Annotated in this window: 22 protein-coding genes and 1 pseudogene; 15 read left to right on the forward strand and 8 right to left on the reverse strand. The window is 69.9% G+C overall.

Annotated features, from left to right (window positions below; genetic code table 11):
• From ACEXOR_RS10680 to ACEXOR_RS10705, 6 genes and pseudogenes are all read left to right on the forward strand, one after another.
• A pseudogene (locus ACEXOR_RS10680) lies at positions 1 to 1,754 on the forward strand (hypothetical protein); the annotation flags it as partial.
• A gap of 100 nt (positions 1,755 to 1,854) precedes the next feature.
• Positions 1,855 to 2,619, forward strand: coding sequence for a DUF5819 family protein (locus ACEXOR_RS10685; protein ID WP_374849619.1), 765 nt, complete (start codon positions 1,855 to 1,857; stop codon positions 2,617 to 2,619).
• Complete coding sequence (locus ACEXOR_RS10690) at positions 2,616 to 3,872, forward strand: HTTM domain-containing protein (RefSeq protein ID WP_374849620.1); 1,257 nt, start codon at positions 2,616 to 2,618, stop codon at positions 3,870 to 3,872. Before ACEXOR_RS10685 ends, ACEXOR_RS10690 begins: the two co-directional genes overlap by 4 nt.
• Positions 3,869 to 4,255, forward strand: coding sequence for a thiol-disulfide oxidoreductase DCC family protein (locus ACEXOR_RS10695; protein ID WP_374849621.1), 387 nt, complete (start codon positions 3,869 to 3,871; stop codon positions 4,253 to 4,255). Before ACEXOR_RS10690 ends, ACEXOR_RS10695 begins: the two co-directional genes overlap by 4 nt.
• Before the next feature lie 96 nt (positions 4,256 to 4,351).
• Entirely contained in the window at positions 4,352 to 5,002 is a 651-nt protein-coding gene (locus ACEXOR_RS10700; protein WP_374849622.1) for an MmpS family transport accessory protein, read from the forward strand.
• Positions 5,003 to 5,085: 83 nt separating this feature from the next.
• Positions 5,086 to 6,750: an ABC-F family ATP-binding cassette domain-containing protein gene (locus ACEXOR_RS10705; protein ID WP_374849623.1), complete on the forward strand. Its 1,665-nt coding sequence runs from the start codon at positions 5,086 to 5,088 to the stop codon at positions 6,748 to 6,750.
• Positions 6,751 to 6,785: 35 nt separating this feature from the next.
• Here the strand turns inward: ACEXOR_RS10705 and ACEXOR_RS10710 are convergent, their stop codons facing one another.
• The 4 genes from ACEXOR_RS10710 to ACEXOR_RS10725 all read right to left on the reverse strand — a co-directional run bounded on the left by ACEXOR_RS10710 (position 6,786) and on the right by ACEXOR_RS10725 (position 11,986).
• Positions 6,786 to 8,132: a hypothetical protein gene (locus tag ACEXOR_RS10710; protein WP_374849624.1), complete on the reverse strand. Its 1,347-nt coding sequence runs from the start codon at positions 8,130 to 8,132 to the stop codon at positions 6,786 to 6,788.
• A gap of 110 nt (positions 8,133 to 8,242) precedes the next feature.
• The gene (locus ACEXOR_RS10715) at positions 8,243 to 9,433 is read right to left on the reverse strand and encodes a DUF2510 domain-containing protein (RefSeq protein ID WP_374849625.1); all 1,191 of its coding nucleotides are present in this window, start codon (positions 9,431 to 9,433) and stop codon (positions 8,243 to 8,245) included.
• 145 nt (positions 9,434 to 9,578) lie between these two features.
• Positions 9,579 to 10,430, reverse strand: coding sequence for a siderophore-interacting protein (locus tag ACEXOR_RS10720; protein ID WP_374849626.1), 852 nt, complete (start codon positions 10,428 to 10,430; stop codon positions 9,579 to 9,581).
• Between the two features lie 113 nt (positions 10,431 to 10,543).
• Positions 10,544 to 11,986, reverse strand: a complete 1,443-nt coding sequence (locus ACEXOR_RS10725; RefSeq protein ID WP_374849627.1) for a GH1 family beta-glucosidase — start codon at positions 11,984 to 11,986, stop codon at positions 10,544 to 10,546.
• A 99-nt stretch (positions 11,987 to 12,085) separates the two neighbouring features.
• On the opposite strand from ACEXOR_RS10725, the gene ACEXOR_RS10730 reads away from it, so the two are divergent.
• Positions 12,086 to 12,667 carry a hypothetical protein gene (locus ACEXOR_RS10730; RefSeq protein WP_374849628.1) on the forward strand — a complete coding sequence of 194 codons (582 nt, stop codon included), beginning with the start codon at positions 12,086 to 12,088 and terminating at the stop codon, positions 12,665 to 12,667.
• 123 nt (positions 12,668 to 12,790) lie between these two features.
• Here ACEXOR_RS10730 and ACEXOR_RS10735 read toward each other — a convergent pair whose 3' ends face one another.
• Positions 12,791 to 13,894, reverse strand: coding sequence for a serine hydrolase domain-containing protein (locus tag ACEXOR_RS10735; protein WP_374849629.1), 1,104 nt, complete (start codon positions 13,892 to 13,894; stop codon positions 12,791 to 12,793).
• Positions 13,895 to 14,036: 142 nt separating this feature from the next.
• Here ACEXOR_RS10735 and ACEXOR_RS10740 point away from each other — a divergent pair, with 142 nt between their 5' ends.
• The 3 genes from ACEXOR_RS10740 (at position 14,037) to ACEXOR_RS10750 (ending at position 15,548) form a co-directional block, all read left to right on the forward strand.
• Positions 14,037 to 14,870: a class II glutamine amidotransferase gene (locus ACEXOR_RS10740; protein WP_374849630.1), complete on the forward strand. Its 834-nt coding sequence runs from the start codon at positions 14,037 to 14,039 to the stop codon at positions 14,868 to 14,870.
• Between the two features lie 243 nt (positions 14,871 to 15,113).
• On the forward strand, positions 15,114 to 15,317 hold the full coding sequence (locus ACEXOR_RS10745; RefSeq protein WP_374849631.1) for a hypothetical protein: 204 nt from the start codon (positions 15,114 to 15,116) through the stop codon (positions 15,315 to 15,317).
• A gap of 12 nt (positions 15,318 to 15,329) precedes the next feature.
• On the forward strand, positions 15,330 to 15,548 hold the full coding sequence (locus ACEXOR_RS10750) for a hypothetical protein (RefSeq protein WP_374849632.1): 219 nt from the start codon (positions 15,330 to 15,332) through the stop codon (positions 15,546 to 15,548).
• A 24-nt stretch (positions 15,549 to 15,572) separates the two neighbouring features.
• Here the strand turns inward: ACEXOR_RS10750 and ACEXOR_RS10755 are convergent, their stop codons facing one another.
• Both ACEXOR_RS10755 and ACEXOR_RS10760 read right to left on the reverse strand, forming a co-directional pair.
• Positions 15,573 to 16,241, reverse strand: coding sequence for a hypothetical protein (locus ACEXOR_RS10755; protein ID WP_374849633.1), 669 nt, complete (start codon positions 16,239 to 16,241; stop codon positions 15,573 to 15,575).
• A gap of 398 nt (positions 16,242 to 16,639) precedes the next feature.
• Positions 16,640 to 17,806 carry a TerC family protein gene (locus ACEXOR_RS10760; protein ID WP_374849634.1) on the reverse strand — a complete coding sequence of 389 codons (1,167 nt, stop codon included), beginning with the start codon at positions 17,804 to 17,806 and terminating at the stop codon, positions 16,640 to 16,642.
• 156 nt (positions 17,807 to 17,962) lie between these two features.
• Here ACEXOR_RS10760 and ACEXOR_RS10765 point away from each other — a divergent pair, with 156 nt between their 5' ends.
• The gene (locus tag ACEXOR_RS10765; protein WP_374849635.1) at positions 17,963 to 19,441 is read left to right on the forward strand and encodes an anthranilate synthase component I family protein; all 1,479 of its coding nucleotides are present in this window, start codon (positions 17,963 to 17,965) and stop codon (positions 19,439 to 19,441) included.
• Between the two features lie 33 nt (positions 19,442 to 19,474).
• Here the strand turns inward: ACEXOR_RS10765 and ACEXOR_RS10770 are convergent, their stop codons facing one another.
• On the reverse strand, positions 19,475 to 20,065 hold the full coding sequence (locus tag ACEXOR_RS10770) for a DinB family protein (RefSeq protein WP_374849636.1): 591 nt from the start codon (positions 20,063 to 20,065) through the stop codon (positions 19,475 to 19,477).
• 164 nt (positions 20,066 to 20,229) lie between these two features.
• Between ACEXOR_RS10770 and ACEXOR_RS10775 the strand changes: the two genes are divergently transcribed.
• The 4 genes from ACEXOR_RS10775 to ACEXOR_RS10790 are packed head-to-tail and all read left to right on the forward strand — an operon-like array spanning position 20,230 to position 23,028.
• Positions 20,230 to 21,450 carry a hypothetical protein gene (locus tag ACEXOR_RS10775; protein ID WP_374849637.1) on the forward strand — a complete coding sequence of 407 codons (1,221 nt, stop codon included), beginning with the start codon at positions 20,230 to 20,232 and terminating at the stop codon, positions 21,448 to 21,450.
• A gap of 32 nt (positions 21,451 to 21,482) precedes the next feature.
• The gene (locus ACEXOR_RS10780) at positions 21,483 to 21,944 is read left to right on the forward strand and encodes a hypothetical protein (protein ID WP_374849638.1); all 462 of its coding nucleotides are present in this window, start codon (positions 21,483 to 21,485) and stop codon (positions 21,942 to 21,944) included.
• Positions 21,941 to 22,405, forward strand: coding sequence for a hypothetical protein (locus tag ACEXOR_RS10785; RefSeq protein WP_374849639.1), 465 nt, complete (start codon positions 21,941 to 21,943; stop codon positions 22,403 to 22,405). Before ACEXOR_RS10780 ends, ACEXOR_RS10785 begins: the two co-directional genes overlap by 4 nt.
• A gap of 53 nt (positions 22,406 to 22,458) precedes the next feature.
• Positions 22,459 to 23,028 carry a hypothetical protein gene (locus ACEXOR_RS10790; protein WP_374849640.1) on the forward strand — a complete coding sequence of 190 codons (570 nt, stop codon included), beginning with the start codon at positions 22,459 to 22,461 and terminating at the stop codon, positions 23,026 to 23,028.
• Positions 23,029 to 23,089 lie beyond the last annotated feature (61 nt).

Consider the following 23,089-nt stretch of genomic DNA (forward strand, 5'->3'; position numbering starts at 1 on the left):
CGGATTCGCACGACGCGACCGACGTGAAGGACTCCACAGACTCCAAGGACTCGACGGACTCGCACGACGCGACTGACGTGAAGGACTCGACGGACTCGCACGACGCGACTGACGTGAAGGACTCGACGGACTCGCACGACGCGACTGACGTGAAGGACTCGACTGATTCGAAGGACTCCACGGACTCGCACGACGCCACGGACGTCAAGGACTCGACCGATTCGCATGACGCGACTGATGTGAAGGACTCGACTGACTCGAAGGACTCCACGGATTCGCACGACGCGACGGATGTGAAGGACTCGACCGATTCCAAGGACTCGACCGATTCGCATGACGCGACTGACGTGAAGGACTCCACGGATTCGCACGATGCGACAGACGTGAAGGATTCGACGGATTCGCATGACGCGACTGACTCGAAGGACTCGACTGACTCGAAGGACTCCACGGACTCGCACGACGCGACTGACGTGAAGGACTCCACTGACTCGATCGATTCGAAGGATTCGACGGATTCGCATGACGCGACGGATGTGAAGGACTCGACCGATTCCAAGGACTCGACGGACTCGCACGACGCCACGGATGTGAAGGACTCGACCGATTCCAAGGACTCCACCGATTCGCACGATGCGACAGACGTGAAGGACTCGACCGATTCGAAGGATTCGACGGACTCCCACGACGCGACGGATGTGAAGGACTCGACCGATTCGAAGGATTCGACGGACTCCCACGACGCCACCGATGTGAAGGACTCCACTGACTCGAAGGACTCCACGGACTCGTACGACGCCACGGACGTGAAGGACTCGACCGATTCCAAGGACTCCACCGATTCGCACGATGCGACGGACGTGAAGGACTCGACTGACTCCACGGACTCGCACGACGCCACGGACGTGAAGGACTCGACCGATTCCAAGGATTCGACCGATTCGCACGACGCGACTGACGTGAAGGACTCCACTGACTCCAAGGACTCGACCGATTCGAAGGACTCGACGGATTCGCATGACGCGACGGATGTGAAGGACTCGACCGATTCGAAGGATTCGACCGATTCGCACGACGCGACCGATGTGAAGGACTCGACCGATTCGAAGGATTCGACGGACTCCCACGACGCCACCGATGTGAAGGACTCGACTGACTCGAAGGACTCCACGGACTCGCACGACGCCACGGACGTGAAGGACTCGACCGACTCCAAGGACTCGACCGACTCGCACGACGCGACCGATTCCCACGACGCCACCGACGCCACCGACGCCACCGACGCAACCGACGCAACCGACTCCACTGACGCCTCGGTGACCCCGAAGTCGTCCGTCGCCCAGTCGGCGAGCACCGAGTCGAGCACCGTGCTCGCCTCGACCGGCGCCGACACCGAGGGCTCGGCGAACGTCGGCCTGCTCGCCCTGCTGATGCTCGGCGCCGGAGCCCTGCTCTGGGTCGTCGCACGACGCCGTAACGCCGCGCTGGCGACGGCGACCGCAACCGCGACCGCCACCGCCGGACCGACCTCACCAGTCCGACCCACGGCCGGCACCCCAGCCGACCGCCACGCAGCGCGAGCCGCTGCACCAGCCGAGTCCGCAGGCAGCCGGAGCGCATCCACTGCGGTGACCCCGGCCAGCCGGAGCAGCAGATCGAGCCGTCCCGGCGGTACGAGCCCAACGGATGCGCGCACCACGCGCAACCAGGCCTCGTCCAGCGGCGACGCCCGGCATGAACCGGCTGACGAGTAGCACCTGAGAACACCGGGTGCGGGTGGGGGCGCGACGTGCCCCCACCCCATCCGCCCACCGAGATAACCGACAGAGCACCCAGTACCCCCGAGGAGGACACGTGCGCACCACGCAGAAGGGCCGGCTCGCCGGCATCGCCACCGGCGTGACGCTCGCGCTCGTCGCCGGCTACGTCGTCGTGAGCAGTTCGTTCACGCTGCCGAGCCTGCCGACGAACTCCGCGGTGGCCGACGGGTTCGCTCCGTACTTCTCGCAACGGTGGGACGTGTTCGCCCCCAAGATGCTGCGCACGAACAGCGCTCTGCAGATCCAGGTGCAGTGGCGCGACGAAAACGACGAGCTCGTGAAGAGCGACTGGGTCGACGTCACCGGCATGGAACTGAACGCCATCGACTACGACCCGATGCCCTCGCGCATCTCGAAGAACTCCGTCAACGCCGCCGTCACCTATCTCACCCGCTACGACGAACTGAACGACGCGCAGCAGGAACGCGTGGAGGACACGTTCATCGAGCGGTCGGACGACGGCGGCTTCCAGCCCATTCCCGACGAGCAGCTGGTCGACGAGATCGAGGCGCTCGGTGACGACGGCACCGACGACGGCGACGTGGTGCCGTTCATCCGCTACGACTACATGCTCACCCGCTTCGCCTCGACGTTCGGCCAGGCCTACTTCGGCCACGACGTCGAGCGGGTGCGGTGGCGCGTGCAGTTCGACCGGCCGAACGACTTCGAGCACCGCACCGACGACGAGCGCCAGACCCCGCAGTCCGAGCTCGAGTTCGGCTGGCGGCAGCCGGCCGAGGCCCCCGATCCCGAGAAGGTCGCTGTGTTCGCCGACGTGATCGGACGGTACGACCGATGAAGACCACCACAACCACCACGGATGCACGGCCCATGCCGCTGAAGGCATGGAACGGCCTCACCGGCTGGCTGTCGTCGGCCAAGCACGCCACCGTCGGGTTCTCGATGCTGCGCATCATCTTCGGACTGGCGATGCTGATCGTGCTGCTCCCGAGCTTCGCCGACCGGCACTACCTCTGGGGCGAAGGCTCCTGGTGGGTCGAGCCCGAGGCGCGGCGCCGCGGTTGGTGGGAGCTGTTCCGCGTCATCTTCCCCAAAGACGATCCCGCCCTGTTCGACGCAGCGTACTTCACGTTGATCGCTCTGGTGGTGGTATTCATCCTGGGGTTCAAGACCCGCTGGGTCACGCCGGTGCTGCTGGTGTTCTGGGTGGGGCTGTCGACCAACAGCACGCTGCTCACGAACGGCGGCGACACGCTCATGCGCATCGTGCTCGTGTTCGCCCTGTTCGCCAGCCTCAGCGAGCACTTCTCGGTCGACGCCTGGCTGCGGCGCCGGGCCATCGCCCGCGGTCGCACGCCGCGCTCGTTCCGCCCACGGTGGGTGCCGGCGTGGACGGGCACCTGGCTGCACAACACCGCGCTCATCCTGTGCTGCTACCAGATTCTGCTCGTGTACCTCGTGTCGTCGATCCTCAAGCTGCAGGGGCAGGAGTGGCTCGACGGCACCGCCTTCTACTACGCCCTCGTGCTCGACGAGTTCCGCGTGCTGCCGGGCCTCAGCGATCTGGTGACGCAGTGGAGCTGGGTCATCCACCTCGGCACCTGGATGGCGTTCGGTGTGCAGTTGCTCTTCCCGCTCGCGCTGCTGTGGAAGCCGAGTCGCTATGTGGCCGTCGTGCTCATCACGTTCACGCACCTCGGCATCGCCGTGCTCCTCGGACTCTGGCCGTTCTCGCTCGCCATGATCGCCGTCGACCTGCTGCTCATCCGGGACTCGTCGTGGGAGCGGCTCGGCCGGCTCATCTCGCTGGCACGTCGGCGCGTGGCGGAGGGTCTGCGAGAGGGGCAGCCGATGACGGATGCGCCCGCCACCGCGGGTGGTACGGCCCGTCAGGCGGCTCCGGTCGCGGTCGCCTCGGTGGTGCCCGCCGCCCCGCCTTCGACGAAGGCGCAGCCGGTGGCGAAGAAGGCCGGACCGGCGACGGCTGTGCCCTCCACGGTGCGTGCCGCGACCAAGCCCGCCGCGGCTTCGACGAAGCGCTCTTCGAAGGGCGCTGCGAAGCGCTCCCGAGCAAAGGTTTCCGCCCGATGACCCCGATTCGGACGGAATTCACCACCGGCCTCGTCTACGACGCCGACTGCGGCTTCTGCACGCGGGCCGCCGAGTACCTCAGCAGGTCGGGCTCGGTGCCCACGACGTCGTGGCAGAGCCTGCCCGACCTGGCCGAGGTCGGCCTCGACATCGACAAGGTGCTCACCGCGGCCTACTGGCTTCGCGAGGGCCGGGCGACGGATGCCGGCGCGTCGGCCATCGCCCGGGCTCTCATCGCGGGCGGCGGATGGCGGGCCGGCCTCGGAGCCGTCATCCTGGCCCCTCCGGTGCGCTGGGTGGCGGCACCCGTGTACCGAGTGATCGCGCGCAACCGGCACGCGATGCCGGGTGGCACCGCCGCCTGTCGGCTGCCGGCCACCTGACGGCCGAGCGCCTGCCCGCCCGGCCGCCTGACGCCGCGGTCGCTGCAGGGCGGGTGCTGCGTGGCGGGTGTCGCGGGCCTCTGTCATAGTCGGGGCATGACGTCTCCGCCGCAGAAACCTCCCGCATCCCCGACCGCGCCGGCCGCGGGTGCGCCTCGCAACCGGTTCGGCACGGCGTCGCTCATCCTGGGCATCGTCGCGTTCGTGGGCGCCTTCATCCCGATCTTCAACTACGTGGCGGTGTTCGCGGCTCTGGCGGGCATCGTGGTGGGAATCATCGGGCTCGTGCTGGCGCGGCGGCCGAAGCGGGCAGCTCTCGCGGGCGCGATCATCAGCTTCGTCGCACTCATCCTGTCGGTGGTACTGGCGATCGTGTACACGCTGGTGTTCTTCGGGCAGCTGATCGGCGCGACCGCCGACCAGGTGCGCGGCGACAAATCGTTGGTGTACCAGGTCGACGGCAAGGGGTCCGACGTCGACATCACGTACTCCAGTTCCGCCGGCGGCATCTCCACCACCAAGCAGCTCACCGGCCAGTCGTTGCCCTTCGAGGAGGAGCTCGAGGTCGGTTTCACGGGCGCTGACACCTACAACAGCTACACGATCACCGCCGTCAACGGGGCCGAGGGCGGCGACGTGATCTGCCGCATCGTCATCGACGGCATCGTGCTCACCGAGCAGACGGCCACCGGTGCCTACGCCACGGCGAGCTGCACCGCGAGCCCCGCCGAACTCATCGAGGGCTGACCCGCTCGATCATCGGCCCGCTCGCGCGTCGGCCCGCTCACCGTCGGTTGGGCGGAGCGGCGGGGATGCGAGAGCATGGGGGGATGACCGCAACGCTCGTCGCCAAGGGGCTCGCCGGGGGCCACGACCACCGCACCCTGTTCAGTTCGCTCGATCTCGTGGTCGCCCCGGGAGACGTGGTGGGCGTGGTGGGTGCGAACGGAGCGGGCAAATCGACGCTGCTGCGCATCCTGGCCGGCATCGACGCGCCCCTCGAGGGCACGGTGTCGCTGGCGCCCGCCGACGCGTTCGTGGGGTGGTTGCCGCAGGAGCACGAGCGGGTTCCGGGCGAGACGGTGTCTGAGTACGTGGGCCGTCGCACCGGCACCGCCGACGCGACGGCCGAGATGGACGCGGCGGCGTCGGCGCTCGGCGACACGACGGAACGCGCATCCGGAGCCCCCGACCCCGCCGACGTCTACTCCACGGCCCTCGAACGCTGGCTCGCGAGCGGAGCCGCCGACCTCGACGAACGGCTGCCGGTGGTGCTCGCCGAACTCGGCCTCGAACTGTCGGCGGATGCGCTGATGACGTCGCTGTCAGGCGGCCAGGCGGCGCGCGTCGGCCTCGCAGCGCTGCTGCTCTCGCGGTTCGACGTGGTGCTGCTCGACGAACCCACCAACGACCTCGACCTGGACGGGCTCGCGCGACTGGAGACGTTCATCCGGGGGCTGCGGGGTGGAGTGGTGCTCGTCAGTCACGACCGCGAGTTTCTGGCGCAGAGTGTGACGCGGGTGCTGGAGCTCGATCTCGCGCAGGGCACGAACCGGGTCTACGGCGGTGGCTACGACGCTTTTCTCGAGGAGCGCGAGGTGGCCAAGCGGCACGCACGCGAGGAGTACGACGAGTTCGCTGCGAAGAAGGACGACCTGGTGTCGCGGGCGCGCACGCAGCGGGAGTGGTCGAGCCAGGGTGTGCGCAACGCGATGAAGAAGTCGCCCGACAACGACAAGATCCGGCGCAAGGCCTCGGCGGAGTCGAGCGAGAAGCAGGCTCAGAAGGTGCGCCAGATGGAGAGCCGCATCGCGCGGCTCGACGAGGTGGATGAGCCGCGCAAGGAGTGGCAGCTGCAGTTCACCATCGGGTCGGCGCCGCGGTCGTCGTCGGTGGTGTCGACGCTGTCGGAGGCCACGGTCACGCTGGGCGGTGCGGACGGATTCACGCTCGGACCGGTGTCGGTGCAGGTGTCCGCGGGTGACCGCATCGGCATCACCGGGCCGAACGGGGCCGGAAAGTCGACGCTGCTGCGGCTGCTGCTCGGGCGGTTGGAACCGACGTCGGGCACGGCCTCGCTCGGGTCGTCGGTGGCGATCGGCGAGATCGATCAGGCGCGGGCGGTGCTCGCCGGCACGACCCCGCTGGCGAGCCGGTTCGAAGACGCCGTGCCCTCGATGACGCCGGCCGAGGTGCGCACCCTGCTGGCGAAGTTCGGGCTGAAGGCCGACCACGTGGAGCGGCCGGTCGACGAGCTCTCACCGGGGGAGCGCACGCGCGCCGGACTCGCGCTGCTTCAGGCGCGCGGGGTGAACGTGCTCGTCTTGGACGAACCGACGAACCACCTCGACCTCGTGGCGATCGAGCAGCTGGAGCAGGCGCTCACCTCGTACGAGGGCACGCTGCTGCTCGTGACGCACGACCGGCGGATGCTGTCGACGGTGCAGCTGGATCGGCAGTGGCGGGTCGAGGGCGGGGTCGTCACGGAGGTATGAGGCCTGCGGTGGGTTCTTCGGTCGGACCTGCTCCGTCAGAAAGCCAGAGTGTCGAATTCCAGGCCCTCGGTGAGTCGATGAATCGCCTTATCGACGTCGTAATCAGGGTCTTCTTCGAGCAGACCGTCGAGGACCGTTGTCAGTAAGAGCGATGCGAGGGTGAGGTCCGGATCCTCACCGGCGCCGTAACGCGCTGCGGTTGCAGCCGGCATGGTTCGACGAACGATACCGATGCCCTCGATCACCGACGCCATCGCGGCTGCGAAGCCGAAGTGGTTCTGACGTAACCGCCCGACCAACCGAAAGCCGATTTGGCCGAGCAGGTTCTCGTAGAAGCCGCTCATCCGACGCAGATGCTCCTCCTCCGAGGCCTGAAGTCGCGCCGACAGGCTCTCGCTCAACCGCGGTGTCTCTGCGACACCGACGGAGCACACGATGTGATTGCGCCAGCTCATGGTTGCCGTGCCGCATTCCACCTCGTGTTGTGCAACCAAGGCGATCAGTTGCCCGAGCAGAGATCGCCGCCCCTCCGCACTGGTCAGCAACGCGACGTGTGACGTCAGATAGTTCCAGGTCGCAATCAGAGCAATATCCGTTGCTTTGGCGGCCAGACCGTCCTGGGCGAGCGCGAGCAGAATGTCGCCTCGCATCTGTACCGAGTCGGACCACAGCGCCTCTATCTCGAACCGTGGGAATCCGAGTCGGACGGCCACAGCGTCGACCAACTCCGACCCCACAGTGACGACGACGCCTGACTTGGAGAGCTCGTCGATCGCCTGACGGACGACATCCGCCTGACAGATGTCGTCTCCGCTCCCGCGCGTAGCTGTGCCGGCGCGAGTGGACGTGCGGGGTCTGGCTAGGTTCAAGCGGGCGGAGAGTGCTTCCGCTTCTGATCGAAGGATGTCGCCGAGCCGCTTTCGCTCGGCCAACGCGGCGTTGGCTCGACGTCGTGCATCTTGTCGACGAGCGACCGACAACTCGGAGTCTCCGCGTTCACCGTCGGAACCTTCGTCTTCATAACGATGGAGCTCGGACGACGCGAGTTCGGCGCGTTCAGAGGCAATCCGAAAGTCGTCCATGAGCGCTCGCCTCACTTCGTCGCAATCCTGCTCCCAGGTCGTGACCGCTGCGCACAGGGCTGACAGATCGGATGACTCCAGGGCGGCGGGCATGATCGTGCTTGAGCGCGACCAGGCCACTCTGTGATGCTCTCGGTCGGACTGGCTTCGTGAGCTGATTCCCAGCCCGTCTCCGGATCGGAGGTTCGATTCGATCAGCGCAACGACGCCCCGGGCGTCGGTGACGATGTGGTGACTGGGCGAGTGATCCTGGGCTCCCAGTGAGAGAACCGAAAAACTCGGCTCGAAGTAAGTCGACATGGAACCGGTCTTTCGCGCGAAGGACGTCGAATGTCGAGTCTTGCAGGCGGGGAGCGTTCAGTAGCGTGAGCAATTTCTGCTCAGGGACAGCTTCGAGCGATCGAGTGAGGTCAGGGCACGTTCCAGTGGTAGTGCCCATTCGCATCCGGGCCCTTGCCGCCGCAGATGTAGGTTCGACCGTTGGCCGCGACACCGGCAGTGCCGACCAGCGCGTCTGGGCAGAATGCGCCGGGCGTGACGTCGGATGCGGGAGCCTCGGCCGGTGCCTCCGTGGCCTGCTCGGGTTCTACTTCGGGGGCAGGCTCCGGCTCCGCCGGCGCAACTTCAGGAACCGGGGCCGGCTCGGGTTCGACGACGGGTGCCGGTGGACTCAGAACGAGGCGGACCTCGGAGCCCGGGGCGACCGGGGTGCCGGCGGATGGTTCCTGCCCGACGATCGACCAGCCGGTCCAATCGCTTTGCGTGGAACCGTCGGACGCCGACATCGTCACCGAGAGTCCCGAGGCTTTCAATTCCGCCACGGCATCGGTGGGAGCCCGGCCCCCGTAGGAGGCGAGCACGACGGGAGTGGGGGTGGGCGTCGGGGTCGCGGTCTTCGCGGGGGTGGGGGTCTTCGTGGGGGTGGCGGTCGGGGTAGGGGTCGAGGCGGCCGCCACGGCGGCGTCGGCGTCGGCCGGGTCGGCCTGCGGAGCGGAGGCGTGGGTGGGGGAGAGGAGGGCGCCGACGAGGAGCACGGCGGCCGAGATGCCGAGGGCGGCTCCGCCCGCGCGGCGGGTGGGGGCGAGGTTGAGGAAGCTCGGACGGCGCTTGACGAGCGTGTAGATGCCGGCGCCGATGCCGAAGAGGGCGAGGGCGACGAGGAATCCGCCGAATCCGTTGGTGCCGGCCCCGATCAGGGCGACCAGCAGAGCCAGGGCCGCCACGATGTAGGTCGAGAGGGTGGGACGCCAGGCGCGGAGGCTGCCAGGAGTGGGGGACGCGGGACGTCGTGTTGCCAGCGCAGCCGGGCGTGCATCCGGGATCTGGTCGAGGGACGGAAGCCCGGGCGTCGGCGGGACGTACGGCGGCGGGGTGGATGCCGCGGCAGAGGCAGGCGCGGCGGGGGCGCCCGAGGAGACGGGCTCGGTGGGGCCCGGCGCTGTGGGGGAACCCGAGGAGACGGGCTCGGTGGGGCCCGGCGCGGTGGGGCCGGTCGATGTTCCCCAGGCGGAGGTGAATCCGGTCCACCGGGCGCCGTCCCACCAGCGCTGGGCGGCGGGGTTCTTGGGGTCGGCGTACCAGCCGGGAGGGGTCGTCGTCATCGCACGCCTTCGCTGTAGGGAGGGCGCATCGGGTGGCCCCGGCCTGACCCTACAGGTGTCGACCTTGGTGGGTAACGCCCCGAAAGGGGGCTCGACGGCGCGTGCCAGGCGGCCCGCCCGCGGAGGAGGCCGCCCGTTCGCGAGGTCAGGCGGGGAAGATCTGGCCGATCGGTTCGCGCTTCTCGGCCTGGAACGCGTCTTCGGCGCGGCCGAACGCCCAGTAGGCCGAGAGCGAGAGGCGGCCCCGCGGAATGCCCCAGGTGTCCAGCAGCAGCGGACGCAGCGACTTCATCGCGCCGCGCTCGCCGTGCACGAACGCCTGCACGTCGCCGACCGGGCTCGGCAGGGCGCGCAGGGCGTCGACGAGCACGGTGGAGGTGCCGGCCGTGGCCCCGTCGCGGTGCAGCCACTCGATGCCGATCCCGGGCGGGGCCGCGAGATCGAGATGGTCGGCGGGGCCGTCGACCTCGATCAGGGCGAGGCCGCGCGCTTCGGGCTGCATCGACTCCAGGGCTGCGGCGATGGCGGGGATGGCCGACTCGTCCCCGGCCAGCAGGTGCTGCTCGGCCGCCGGGTCTGGCGCGTAGCCGCTGCCGATGCCCGAGATGACGACGGGGTCGCCGGGCTTGGCCGATGCCGCCCAGGGGCCTGCGACCCCGGTGTCGCCGTGCACGACGAAATCGATCCAGAGCTCGCCTCGCTCCGTGTCGACCCGGCGCACGGTGTACGTGCGCTGGGTGGGCAGTTCGGCCGGTTCGACGGATGCCCGCAGCTCGGCGAGGTCGTACGGCGGGCGCAGGGACGAGCCCGCCGGAGCGAACAGCATCTTCGCGTACCGGTCGGTGTGGTCGGTGCGGGGGATGGTGGCGATCGCCTCGCCCTCGGCGACGACCCGCACGAGATGAGGGGTGAGCTGCTCGGTGCGGCGCACGGCGAGCACGCGCTGGGGCTGCGGGATCCGCGCGGGACGCGGGGTGCGGGCGGCGGTGTCTGTCATGCGGGTCTCCTGGGGTGGCGCGATGGTGTGTTCGGGGGCGGCCGGGTGACGAGCATCCGGAGCCCTTCGAAGACGCTAGTCGCGCCGGCTGGACGACGTGTGAGGGGTGCGCCTCACGGTGACGGGATGGCGCGCCCCGCGATGAGGCGCGCATACCAGAGCGCGCTGTCTTTCATCGTGCGCTGCTGGGTGTCGTAGTCGACCCGGATGATGCCGAACCGCTTCGAGTACCCGTACCCCCACTCGAAGTTGTCGAGCAGGCTCCACACCTGGTAGCCGCGGAGATCGACCCCCGCCTCGAGCGCCCGGTGCGCTGCGGTGAAGTGCCGCTGCAGGTAGTCGATGCGATCGGTGTCGTGCACGCGCGCGACCCCGTCGACGACCGTGACCTCGTCGTCGAAGGCGGCCCCGTTCTCGGTGATCATCAGCGGCTGTTTCGGGAACTCCTCGCGCAGCGCCCGCAGCAGGTCTTCCAGGCCGGAGGGGTCGATGTTCCAGCCCATCGCCGTGTACGGGCCCGGCTGGGGGAGGAACTCGACGTCGTCGGCGCCTGGCCAGGGCGAGCCACCCATGTCCTTGTGGCCATCCGCCATCGAGCGCGGCGACGAGCCGTCCCACAGCGCCACCCGCGTGGTGGAGTAGTAGTTCACCCCGAGCACGTCGATGGGCTGGGCGATGAGCTCGAGGTCGCCGCTCTCGACGAACGACCAGTCGGTGATGGCGGCGGTGTCGGAGAGAAGGTCTGCCGGGTAAGCACCGTGCAGCAGCGGGCCGGTGAACGCACGGTTCGCCAGCGCGTCGATGCGCCGCACCGCCTCGGCTCCACCGTCGCCCTCGCCGCGCAGCACGTGCAGATTGAGGGTGATGGAGTACTGCGGATCGTTCGTGACGACCTCGCGCAGAGAGCGGATGGCGAGCCCGTGCGCCAGGTTCAGATGGTGCACGGCCTGCAGCGCCGCGAGGGGCGAGGTGAGCCCGGGTGCGTGGGCGCCCGAGCCGTACCCGAGGTAGGCGGAGCACCAGGGCTCGTTGAGGGTGGTCCAGATGGCGATGCGGTCGCCGAGGGCTTCGCCCATCAGGCGCGCGTAGTCGGCGAAGGCCTCGGCGGTGGAGCGCACCGTCCAGCCGCCCTCGTCTTCGAGGGCCTGCGGCAGGTCCCAGTGGTAGAGGGTGGCGATGGGCACGATGCCCCGGGCGATCAAGCCGTCGACGAGGCGGCTGTAGAAGTCGAGACCGGCCTGCACCGCGGGGCCTCGGCCGGTGGGCTGGATGCGCGGCCAGGCGATGGAGAACCGATACGACTCGAGCCCGAGCTCGACCATGAGGTCGAGGTCGGCTTCCCAGCGGTGGTAGTGGTCGTCGGCCACGTCACCGGTGTCGCCGTTCCAGACCTTGCCGGGGGTGTGGCTGAACGTGTCCCAGATGGACGGGCCGCGGCCGTCTTCGTGCACGGCGCCCTCGATCTGGTACGAGGCCGTGGCGGAACCGAAGAGGAAGCCCTCGGGGAAGGCGAGACCGGTGTCGCGGTAGTCGGGGGAGCCGGTGGTGGAGGGCATGGGGCCTGCTGTTCGTGTCAGGGGTGGAGGCTGATTTGCTGCTCCTGCCATGGTGGTCGATGGTGGGCCGGTTGTCACCTGCCGCGGTAGGGTCGGCGGGTGGACCGTCGACTGCTGATCGCCCTCTGGGCGGTCTCTGGGCTCAGCACGCTGGTGTTCGTCTTCTACTACGGCTCGGTGATGGTGTCGTTCTCCCGCGGTGGTGAAGCGGGATCGCAGGTGCTGCTCGTGATCGGCGGTGGAGCGCTTCTGATCGCCGCGGTCGTCGCGGCGGCGGTGGGGGTCGTGGGGCAGGTGCGGCTCGCCCGGCTGCGGCAGGCGCATCCGGAATCGACGATCGAGCGTGCTCAGGTGAGGCCAGGGTGGCAGGCGTTCGCGGCACGGTACTCGGCCGACGACCGGCCGTTCGGCGGGGTGCGGCTCGACCTGGCCGAGGTGCGGTACGCCGCATTCGGCGGGCGGATGCTGACTCTGCTCTCGGCGGACGGGCGCGAGGTGGTCTCGTTCGATTCGGCGTACGCCGGGCTGAGCGTGGAGCGCCTGTCGGGGCCGCCGGTGGTGATGGTGGCGGTGGAGGGCTTTCCGCGGTTGGCGCTCGGGTTTCCGCGGGCCTGGACCTTCGGGGCGCTTCAGCTGCCGGAGGAGGAGCTGTGGCGGCTCGTGGGGCTTGCACGCGGCTGAACGGCGGGCGCCGTGGGAGGCTGCCGGGCGGCTGCCGGGCGGCGGGCGGCTGCCGGGCGGTGGGCGGCGGGGGGTTGCGGCCGCAGGCGACGGGCGGCCGGCGGCTGGGGGTTGCGGGTGCGGTCAGGCGGCCAGGGCGGATTCGAGGGCATCGGCCAGGGCGTCGACCCGATCGAAGTGCGCCAATGAGCGCGTGACGAAGGCGAAGGAGTAGTCGTGCGCCGGGGAGTACCACGCGCAGGAGCCGCCGATTCCGCCCATGCCGATCTCGCCGTCGTCGACCCGGAGGCCGAGCGACCATTCGACCGGACCGTCGATGAACAGGTCGTGGCCCACGGCCTGCGGGGACAGGTATTCGGCGTGCAGGCGGCTCCCGAGGCGGCCGGCGATGGCTCCGTCGGGCCGGTGGAGGTCGTCGTAGAAGCGGGCCAGGCTCGTGGCGGTGGTGAAGAGGCCTGAGGCCGGAAGTGAGGCCGCTCGCCAGACCGCCGTGTTCAGCCGCGCGGGGTCGAGGTGCCCGGTGGGGGTCTCGAGCAGATGCCTCGTGTCGTCGCGGGCGAGGTAGCGGTCGACCCAGGTCGCGTCGAGGATCTCGAGATCGGCGACCCGGTGCTGCTCGGCGGGCGGTACCCCGAAACGCAGTTCGGAGCCGGTGAGTTCGCCGAGGCGGGCTGCGGCGGAACGGGCATCCGGAGCCCCGGCCGCGGCGAGGAGGCCCTCGATGAGGTGCCCGTAGGTGAGCGCGTGCTCGGCGATGACCTCGCCGGGAGGTGCGACAGGGGCCGCGGCGACGAGGTCGGCGATGAGGGCGTCGCGGTCGAGGGCGTCGATCGTGGCCGCTGCGGTGCTGAACCCCGGGAGCCCGGCACGGTGGCTGAGGAGGTGGCGCAGGGTGGTGGACTGCTTGCCGGCGGCCGCGTACTCGGGCCACCAGCGGCCGATCGGGTCGTCGAGGGTGAGGATGCCGTCGGCGACGGCCGTGAGGGCTGCTGCTGCGGCGATCGGTTTACCGGCCGAGAAGACCTGGACGAGGGTCGCGGGTGTGAAGGGGCTCGTGCGGGCGGTGTCGCTCCAGCCGCCGGAGACGCTGAGGAGTTCGCGGCCGCCGCGGTGCACGGAGAGGGCGGCGCCGAGCTCTCGGCCGCTTTCGAGAAGGGTCGTGAAGACATGGGCGACCGGTTCGAGGCCGGGAGCGACCTCAGCGGCGGTGAGGGGTGGGGTGCTCATGGTTCTCCTTTCGGCAGCCTTCCAGTGTGCCCCAGGTGTGCGTCGACGTGGGGCGGTCAGGCCGCCGGAACTCATCAGGGGTGGAGGTGGGCGGCAGGCGGGCGTAGGGTCGGGGCACGAGCGGGCGATCGGAGGGCCGCGGATGTGCCGGTGGGTGGCGTACTCGGGGGAGCCGCTGCATCCGTCGAGTCTGATTCTCGAGACACCGCACTCGCTCGTGGCGCAGTCGCTGCATTCGCCGCTCGGCAAGGAGACCGTGAACGGCGACGGGTTCGGTCTGGGCTGGTATCCGGCCGGCCAGACCCCCGGGAAGGCGCCCGCCCTGTTCCGCAGCACGGAGCCGGCCTGGTTCGACGAGAACCTCAGCGAGCTCGCGCACGCGGTCGAGACGCCGCTGTTCTTCGCCCACGTGCGGGCGGCGAGCGGGCCCCCCATCCAGCAGACCAACTGCCATCCCTTCCGGCACGAGAACTGGATGTTCATGCACAACGGGGTTCTCCGCGGGTTCTCGGCGATGCGGCGGGACATTCTGCTGGCCGTCGATCCGGAGCTGTTCCCGCACATCCGGGGCACCACCGACTCGGAGGCGCTGTTCGCTCTGGCCCTCAGCCGCGGGTTGCGCAACGATCCCGTCGCGGGTCTGGGGCGTGCCATCCGCGAGGTGGAGGAGATCGGCGCGGGCCTCGGAGTGGCGAACCCGGTTCAGGGCACGTTCGCGGTGTCCGACGGCAGCACGATCTGGGCCTTCCGCTACTCGACCGAGGGGCGTTCGCGCACGCTCTTCCACTCGGCCGACCTCGGCACGCTGCAGGAGATGTACCCCGACCTCGATCGGCTGCGCGCGTATGCGAGCGGGTCGCGGGTGGTGGTGTCGGAGCCGCTCAGCGATCTGCCGGGGGTGTTCACGGAGGTGCCGGAGTCGACGGTGGCCGTGGTGGAACGGGGAGGGTTCCGACAGGAGGCGTTCCTGCAGTAGGGCGGGCGGCGGCGCGAACGGCGGCGGCGCGAACGGCGGCCGCGCGATCGGTGGTGGTGTGACCGGTGGCAGTGTGAACCGCTGCGGTGTGAACGGCTGCCGTGCGATCGGCGGAGGCCGCGCGAACGGCGGCCGCAGGATCGGCGGTGGTCGGTGGTCGGAGCCGAATTCGCGGGAGGGGTGCAGGCTGGGGAGCGGTCGTGCGTACCGCGCGACCGTCGCCGCAGCGTTGGAGGAGTTCTCGTGGGTGTGCTGAACAGTGGTTCTCAGGATGACGGGGCGGGCGTGGAGGCCGGCGAGCCCGACGGCGAGCAGATGACCGAGCCGGATCACGAGCCCGCCTCGCCCGGCGGGAAGCCCGTCGATGCGCCCGACCCGTACGACATCGAATCGGATCTCGGGCCCGACGGTGTGCCGACGACCGAGCCCGAACCCGAGAAGGACTGAGGCGGCATCCGCGTGACCGATGGATTTTCGAACGACGGTTCGGGCGAGAACGTGACCATGGTGCAGGTGTCGGCGTCGAGCTGGCACGTCGTGATCTCGGAGACGGGGGAGCAGGTGGGCTCGATCGAGCAGGCAGGCGAAGCCTTCGTTGCGACGGATGCCCGGGGGAGCGAGCTCGGCGGCTTCGGCTCGCCCGAGCTCGCGATGTTCGGGGTGGTCGCCGCGCGCTGATGCCGCCGGCGAGGCCCGACCGAGTCAGGATGCTTCATCGGGCAGCTCTTCGGCTCGGTCGCCGAAACCGGTGGGGCCGACACCGGTGGGGCCGAGACCGGTGGGGCCGAGACGGGTGCGGCCGAAGTCGGGATCGGTAACGTCGGGGATGATCCACGGGCGTGGTGGATCGACCGGCATCAGTTCGACGGTGATCGGCGGTGGCGGGTCGGCGGCGTGCGCGAGGCTCGAGGTGGCCGACGGGTTCGGCAGGTGGGGAATGTCGCCGTGGTCGGTGACGTAGACACCGCCGTCGGAGCCCCCGAAGCGGATGGTGACGATGCGGTCGTCATCCGGCAGCGTCGCGGATGCGGAGCCACTCGGGGTGCGGGCGGCGAAACCCTGGCGAGGCCGGGTGTCACCGAGCGGCCCGGCCGGCGGTGGCAGCCGGTCGGCGAAGGCGGCCGCCTGCCAGGACGGCGCACCGACCGACGCGGTCGGCAGACCAGGAGCGTCGGCGAATACGGAGGGCGGTGCCGGCGCGTTCGCGAACGCGGCCGGTGGCCAGGGCGGCGTGGCGGTGGGCGTCGCGGTTCGCGGCCTGACGCGGCGGACGCCTCGTACGCGAACCGCCAGCAGGGTGAGCCCGCCGCAGATCAGGATGGCCAGCGACGACAGCAGCGCGGCCCACGCGAGGGTGTGATCGGCGGTCATCGATCGGCCGTCCGTGGGCGATCGCGCGACCGCTGAGGCCCCTGCGAGGGGTCGGGTGGAGCGAGGGATGCGGGAGTGGGCACAGGGCACCTCCGGAGAGCCGCTGCCCGTTCCCATCAGGCGTCACCACCCTAGACGCGACAGTGGCGCGGCACCAGCTGGTGTCGCGCGGCTGTGGAAGGACGCGACGGTCGGCTCCCTGTGCAGAACCCCGCGGCGAACCCCGCCCCCGAACCCGACCCCGCACCCACACCCACACCCCAGATCCGTCACTTTCCGCCCGAAAAGGCGACTTTTGGGGCGAAAAGTGACGGATCTGGTTTGCAGGGGTGCGGCAGGCCCGGGGCGCGGTGACCCCGGGGCGGCGCGCCCACGGGCCGGGCAGGGGTACCCACGGCTCAGCGCGGGGTGTGCTCCTCGTGGGCGCGGGCGACCGCCGCCTGCAGCGACTCGTCGGCGACGACCGCCGTGCGATGCTTCTCGGGCAGGGCCTCGGCCTTCTGCTGCGTGGCGCGCATGCGCTCGAACGACTCGGCCCGCTCGTCGTGGGGTTTCGAGGAGTCGACCGCATCCGTCGCGTGCCGCCGGATGGCCGACGCGAAGTTCCGCGCCCGCCCCTTCGGGCTGAGCAGCGACGCGATCACCGTCACCACCAGGATTCCGACGATGACCGACAGCGACAGCCCGGTGCTGATCTCGAACACCTCGACGTGCTCGCCGCCGTTGATGAACGGCAACGTGTTCTCGTGCAGGGCGTGCAGTACGAGCTTCACACCGATGAAGGCGAGGATGGCCGCCAGACCGATCGAGAGGTACACCAGCCGGTCGAGCAGTCCGTCGATGAGGAAGTACAGCTGACGAAGGCCCAGCAGCGAGAACGCCGTGGCCGTGAACACGATGAACACGTTCTCGGTGAGCCCGTAGATGGCGGGCACGCTGTCGAGCGCGAACAGGATGTCGGTGAGTCCGATCGCCACGATCACGAGCAGCATCGGCGTGAGCACGCGCTTGCCGTTCTCGACCGTGAAGAACTTGTCGCCGTCGTAGTTGTCGCTGGTCTTGATGAGCCGCTTGGCGACCCTGACCATCAGCGGGTCTTTGCCGCTCTCGTCGTGCGGGCGCAGCAGGTTCACCGCGGTGAATATGAGGATGGCGCCGAACAGGTAGAACACCCACGAGAACGCCGAGATGGCCGCGGCACCGATGAGGATGAAGCCGGTGCGGGCGATCAGCGCGAACACGATGCCGAACAGCAGCACCTTCTGCTGGTCGGCCCGCGGCACGGCGAAGCTCGCCATGATGATGAGGAAGACGAACAGGTTGTCGACCGACAGGGCCTTCTCGGTGATGTAGCCGGCGAAGTACTCCGAACCGGCGGTGGCGCCACCGAACACGAGGATGCCGATACCGAACAGGATGGCGATGCCCACATAGATCGACGACCAGATGGCCGCCTCTTTCAACGTGGGTTCATGCGCTTTACGCACATGGAAGATGAAGTCGAAGGCCAGTAGGCCGAGGATGCCGACGATGGTCAGTGTCCAGATGTATCCGGGGACGTCCAATTTTCCTCGTTTCGGGGAGCGGGGCGGGCGTGAGCGGGTACCGGTAGGTAGTGCCGACAATGGTAGTGGCCCTCGCTGGGAAGGTGGTGCTACTGTTCGCCCTGCGCTGCCGGAATGGCCGCTCAGCGAACGCCCCCCGAGTCCTACAATCGAGGGATGTCATCGCGGTTGCTGCGTCACCGGTCGGCAGCGGCGGCGGTGTCGCCGGCGGCGGTGTTCCGCGAGTTCTTCGGGCATGACGCCGGCGATGCGTTCTGGCTCGACGACGCCCACGGGTGGAGCATCATCGGCACCGGCGTGCGATGGGATGCGCGGGACGGGGTCATCCGCGCGCTGGGTGGGCTCGAGGCGGCGTGGCGGGCCGATCCGCTGCCGGTCGCAGACGCAGACGCCGACGCTGACACAGACACAGACACAGACACTGACACAGACACAGACGCCCCGCCGTTCGTGCCCGGCCTCGTGGGGTGGTTCGGCTACGGGCTCACGCGGGAGACGATGGGGGTGGCCGGTGAGGTGGGGTCGGTGCATCCGGATGCCGCGTTGCTGCGCGTCGACCGGGCCATCGCGATCGGCCCGGCGGTGGGTGGGCTGCGGCGCATCGAGCTGATCGCGGTGGCGGGCGGGTGGGATGACGCCGGGCTCGCAGAATGGCGCGACCGCACGGCGGCCCGGCTCGGTGCGCTGGTGGGCGCGGGCACGGGCACGGGCACGAGCTCGGAGCGCGCCGACGACGGCGCCGTGGCGGGCTCGATGGCCGCGCCGCTGCCGGAGGTGCGGTGGCGCGCGGAGCGGGCGCAGTATCTCGAGTCGGTGCGCGCCTGCCAGCGGGCCATCGAGCGGGGTGACGCGTACGTGCTGAACCTGTCGACGGAGATCGAGGTGCGGCCGGCGCCGGGCGGGTCGCCCTTCGACGCCCTCGACGTGTACGAGCGGCTTCGGTCCGTCTCGCCGGCACCGCACGGCGGGGTGGTGCGCATCGACGGCGTGACCCTGCTGAGTTCGTCGCCCGAGCGGTTCGTGCGGGTGGCCGACGGAGTGGTGACGACCTACCCCGTGAAGGGCACCAGGCGGCGGTCGGCCGACGCCGCGGCCGACGCCGCGCTGCGCGACGACCTGGTGCGGAGTGTGAAGGAACGGGCCGAGAACGTGATGATCGTCGACCTGATGCGCAACGACCTGGCACGGGTGAGCGAGCCCGGTGGCGTGGAGGTGGTGTCGTTGCTCGAGGTGGAGACGCATCCGCAGGTGCATCAGCTCGTGAGCGCCGTGAGCGCCCGGCTGCGCCCGGGGTTCGGGACGGCCGAGGTGCTGGCGGCGGCGTTTCCGGCCGGGTCGATGACGGGGGCGCCGAAGCTGAGCGCGGTCCGCATCCTCGATCGGCTCGAGCACCGGGCTCGCGGGCTGTACTCGGGGGCGTTCGGGTGGGTGGGGCGCGACGGGAGCGCCGACCTCGCCATGGTCATTCGGTCGATCGTGCTCGACGACGAGGGCGCCACCATCGGGGTCGGCGGCGGCATCACGGCGCTCTCGGTACCGGAGGAGGAGCACGACGAGGTGCTGCTGAAGGCGCGCGCGATGCTGCAGGCGCTCGGGGTCGACCCGGATCGAGGTGCGCCCGCCGTCGACATCTAGTGGTCGGCGTGTTCGCGGGGTGGTGCGCTGACATCAGGCTTCATCGCCCGCCGCGACGCGGGCGGCCGACTCGACCCGGGCGCGGTGGGCCGCCCACTCGGAGGGGCTGCGCGGGGGCACGTTCGGGTCGGCCGGGCCGTTGCCGATGCTGCCGTCGATGAGCTCGCGCAGGATGTCGGCGTGACCGGCATGCCGGGCCGTCTCGACCGCCATGTGCGCGAGGATCTGCAGCAGGGTGACGGAGCGCCGCTCGAGGGGCCACCACGGCACCTCGCCGCGCGCATCCAGCGGCAACGACCGGATGGTGTCGTCGCTGTGGGCGTTCGAGTACTCCCACAGCTCCAAGATGTCGCCCGAGGACTGCTCGGCCGGCACCCAGAGGTCGTCGTCGTGGCCGGCGTCGTCGGCCAGCCAGGGGAGGGCGCGGCCCGGTCGGCCGAACACGTCGCCGAAGTAGCCGAGCTGGACGCTCGCCACGTGCTTGGCGAGCCCGAGCAGGTTGGTGCCCGTGGGGGTCATCGGGCGGCGCAGGTCGTACTCGCCCAGGCCGTCGAGCTTGCCGCGAAGGTCGTCGCGGCGCACGCGGAGGTAGCCGTGGAGGGTCTCTTTGTCGATGTCGCTCATGGGACGACTCTGCCCTCGCCCGCCGACATCCGCGGGTTGGAACGAGCCGTGTCGGACGAGTTTCGAGAAATACTCGCAAAGCATGCGGCACGAACGCCATATGTGTATATGCTGTGCCTGCGAACAGGCCCGGGGAACGGTCGAATTCGATCAAAGGAAACTCGATGTCACGACTCCACCGACCCATGCTGCGGCGTGCCTCCGCAGCGCTGGCCGTGGTCGCGACCGCTGCGGCGGCCACCCTCGGCGCACTTCCGGCGAACGCCGCCCAGAACGATCCACCGTCCCGCTCCGGTCCGTTGTCGGTAGCCGATTCGGCTGCCGTCCTCGGCCGGATCGCCCCCGACCTCCTGGCCGAGACCAGCCGGCCGGCGGCACCCGCCGAGGCGGACGCCATCGCCGCCGAACAGGGCGCCCGGCCCTTCGAGCTGCAGGTGTCGACGGGGGGAGGAGCTCCCGTGGTCGAGCTCTCGCCGGCCGAGACGGAGGGCGCCGGCCTGCCGGTCACCATCACCGTCGACGACGCCCGCGGGCAGGCAGTGACCAGCGCCGACGGCATCACGTCGTTCGCTGTCGACGGCACCGCACGCGAGCCGGGTGCGCCCGCGGATGCCGCCGCCTACGTGCAGCCGCTCATGAACGGCGTGCGCCTGCTCACGGCCCTCGCCGGTCCCGGGGCCGGAGACGCGTTCTCCTACACCTTCGACCTCCCCGAGGGCGCCGGCCGCACGGAGCTGCCGGTCGGCGACACCCTGATTCACGACGCCGAGGGCCACTACATCGGCACCCTCGGGGCCCCGTGGGCCCGCGACTCCGCCGGCCGCGACCTGCCGACCCGCTACGAGTGGGCGGGCGACACGCTCACCCAGCACGTCGACCTCGACGCGCAGACGGCCTACCCCGTGCTCCTGGACCCGAACTGGTACTACGCGTACGACTTCTCGGCGGCCCTGCCGCTCTACTCGGCGCGGTACCCCAAGGCGTCCGACCTCGCCGCGAACCGGTTGCTCCACAGCTGCTTCAACTGCCAGTTCCCGATCAACGGAGCACCCCGCGCCTATCCCGTCGACGGTCAGGTCCTCCCGCTGAACGCGAGCCCGTTCTCGCTCGAGTGGACCGCCGCACCGGTGAAGGCGCAGACGGCCAACGGAGGGGCACTGCAGTTCCTGGCCATGCCGGGTCACTTCGACGGAGCCGGATCGCTGATCACGTTCTCGTGGTACAACGACCCGAGCGGCTACCTGCACCTGTACGTTCACGCCATGGTGAAACGTGACCTCGGGCCCGCCCGTAACGTGGCCAACTCGAAGATTGCCGGGTTCAACTGGCTGACCTTCTGGCAGGGAGTAGCCAACAACGCCACCGGATCGAGCGGCGGAGTATGACCGCAGGCGGTCACCGTCGCCCGGGTGCCTTCGTGGAAGGCACCCGGGCGCCCTTCCGGCCATCGGCGGAGTTCGCCTTGATAGCGGTTGCCGGCGGCGTGGTCCAAGGAGTTGGCATCGGCATCATCTATACATTGTCGATCTTCGTACCGATTCAGCTGTTCGACCCTTCAGCCGAGGGCGGGACGGGCTCGCCCGGCCTGACCGTCGTGACTATGGTCGTCGGCGCTGGTATCGGTGCGTTCTCAGGCGGTCTGATGGGAGCCGCCGCGGTTCCGGGGCTGTTGATCGCCTGGGCACTCAGAGTGCGGCCTATCTGGGCTGTCCTGTTGGGTGCCGCGGGCGTGACTATCGCGCTCTCCGTCTACGTGCTCGTGATTCCCTTCGATGCTCGATTGCTAACGTTCGCCGTAGTCGCGCTGCTGTATGCGATCGTCGGCTTGGCTGTGATCGACGGAATCGGGCGATCGTGTTCCGACGAGGGACGATCGTGAGCGCACGCTTCACCGAGCCGCCCGGTTCGATCAGCGCGGCACGATCGGTCTGGATGCTCCCGGTTGGCATCCTGGCCGGCTCCTGGGTGGGGATCGTGTTTGCAGTCGGTGCCACCACGCCGGCGGCCCTGGTCGACGCTGCGGGTTCGGTTGCTCCGGTCTACTGGATGCACGTCTTCGCCGAATCCACCTACGGCGCTATTATCGGTGCGGCCCTGGGGTTTCCGGTCGGGGTGGTCGCCTTCCTCGCGTTGGTGGCCGGTCGGGCCGTCCGCTTCTCGCGGTGGCTGCAGGCCGCAGCGGCCTGTGCTTCAGCGACCTCGTGCGTCGCGGTCGGTGGCATCCTCGTTGTCGGCCCGCGCGTGGAGCAGATTGCCCTTGTCAGCTTGGCGGGAGTTGCTGCGGTCGGGTGCGTCTCTGCCATCGCCGCGGTCGACGCGTCCCTGAGTCGTCGCGAGTGAGACCACGGCATCCGGTAACACGGCCGAAACGGGGCGACCGGTAGCGTCGTCGTATGAGCGGCACCAGCGGGGGCACCGAGCAGGGCGACGAGGCGGTCGCCGCCCGGCTCGCCCGCGTGCTGGCCGACACGGTGGCCGAGCTGCAGAGAACGGATGCCCGGACCGAGGCCCTGGCCCGGTTCGACGAGCGGCGGGCCATTCTCGGATTTCGGCGCGGCCCCGTGATGACCCCGCTGGGGCGCGTGTGGCGCCTGGGCGTGCTGCTGCTGGACGGCGCCGGTGGCCTGCACGGCGTCGGCCAGGTGACCCGGGCGGTGGAACCAGGCCGGGTCACCAACCAGAACCCGCGCGCCGAGGAGCGCCGCGACTACCGCCGCGCCGCGTTCGGCCGTTTCGCCGAGGGTGACACCGTGAACTTCGACACGCGCGCCCTGGCCCTGGATGCGCCTGCCCTGCGTGCCGCCGCGTCGGCGGTGGCGGCGGGGGATCCGGAGCCGCTGCTCGCGCTGCGCGGCGACACCGTGGAGGTGCGCTGGAACGCGCGGCCCGGCGCGGGTGGGTTCACGCCCCTGGAGCCCTATCTCGCCGAACGTGCCGGGCTGCTCACGGCACCACCGCCCTGACCCGCCCAGCGAACACGCGAACACCCGCCGACTCGCCCCGACCACCCACCGACTCGCCCCG

The organism is Herbiconiux liangxiaofengii (genome assembly GCF_041927335.1).
In the GTDB taxonomy this organism is placed as follows: Bacteria; Actinomycetota; Actinomycetes; order Actinomycetales; family Microbacteriaceae; genus Herbiconiux; species Herbiconiux liangxiaofengii.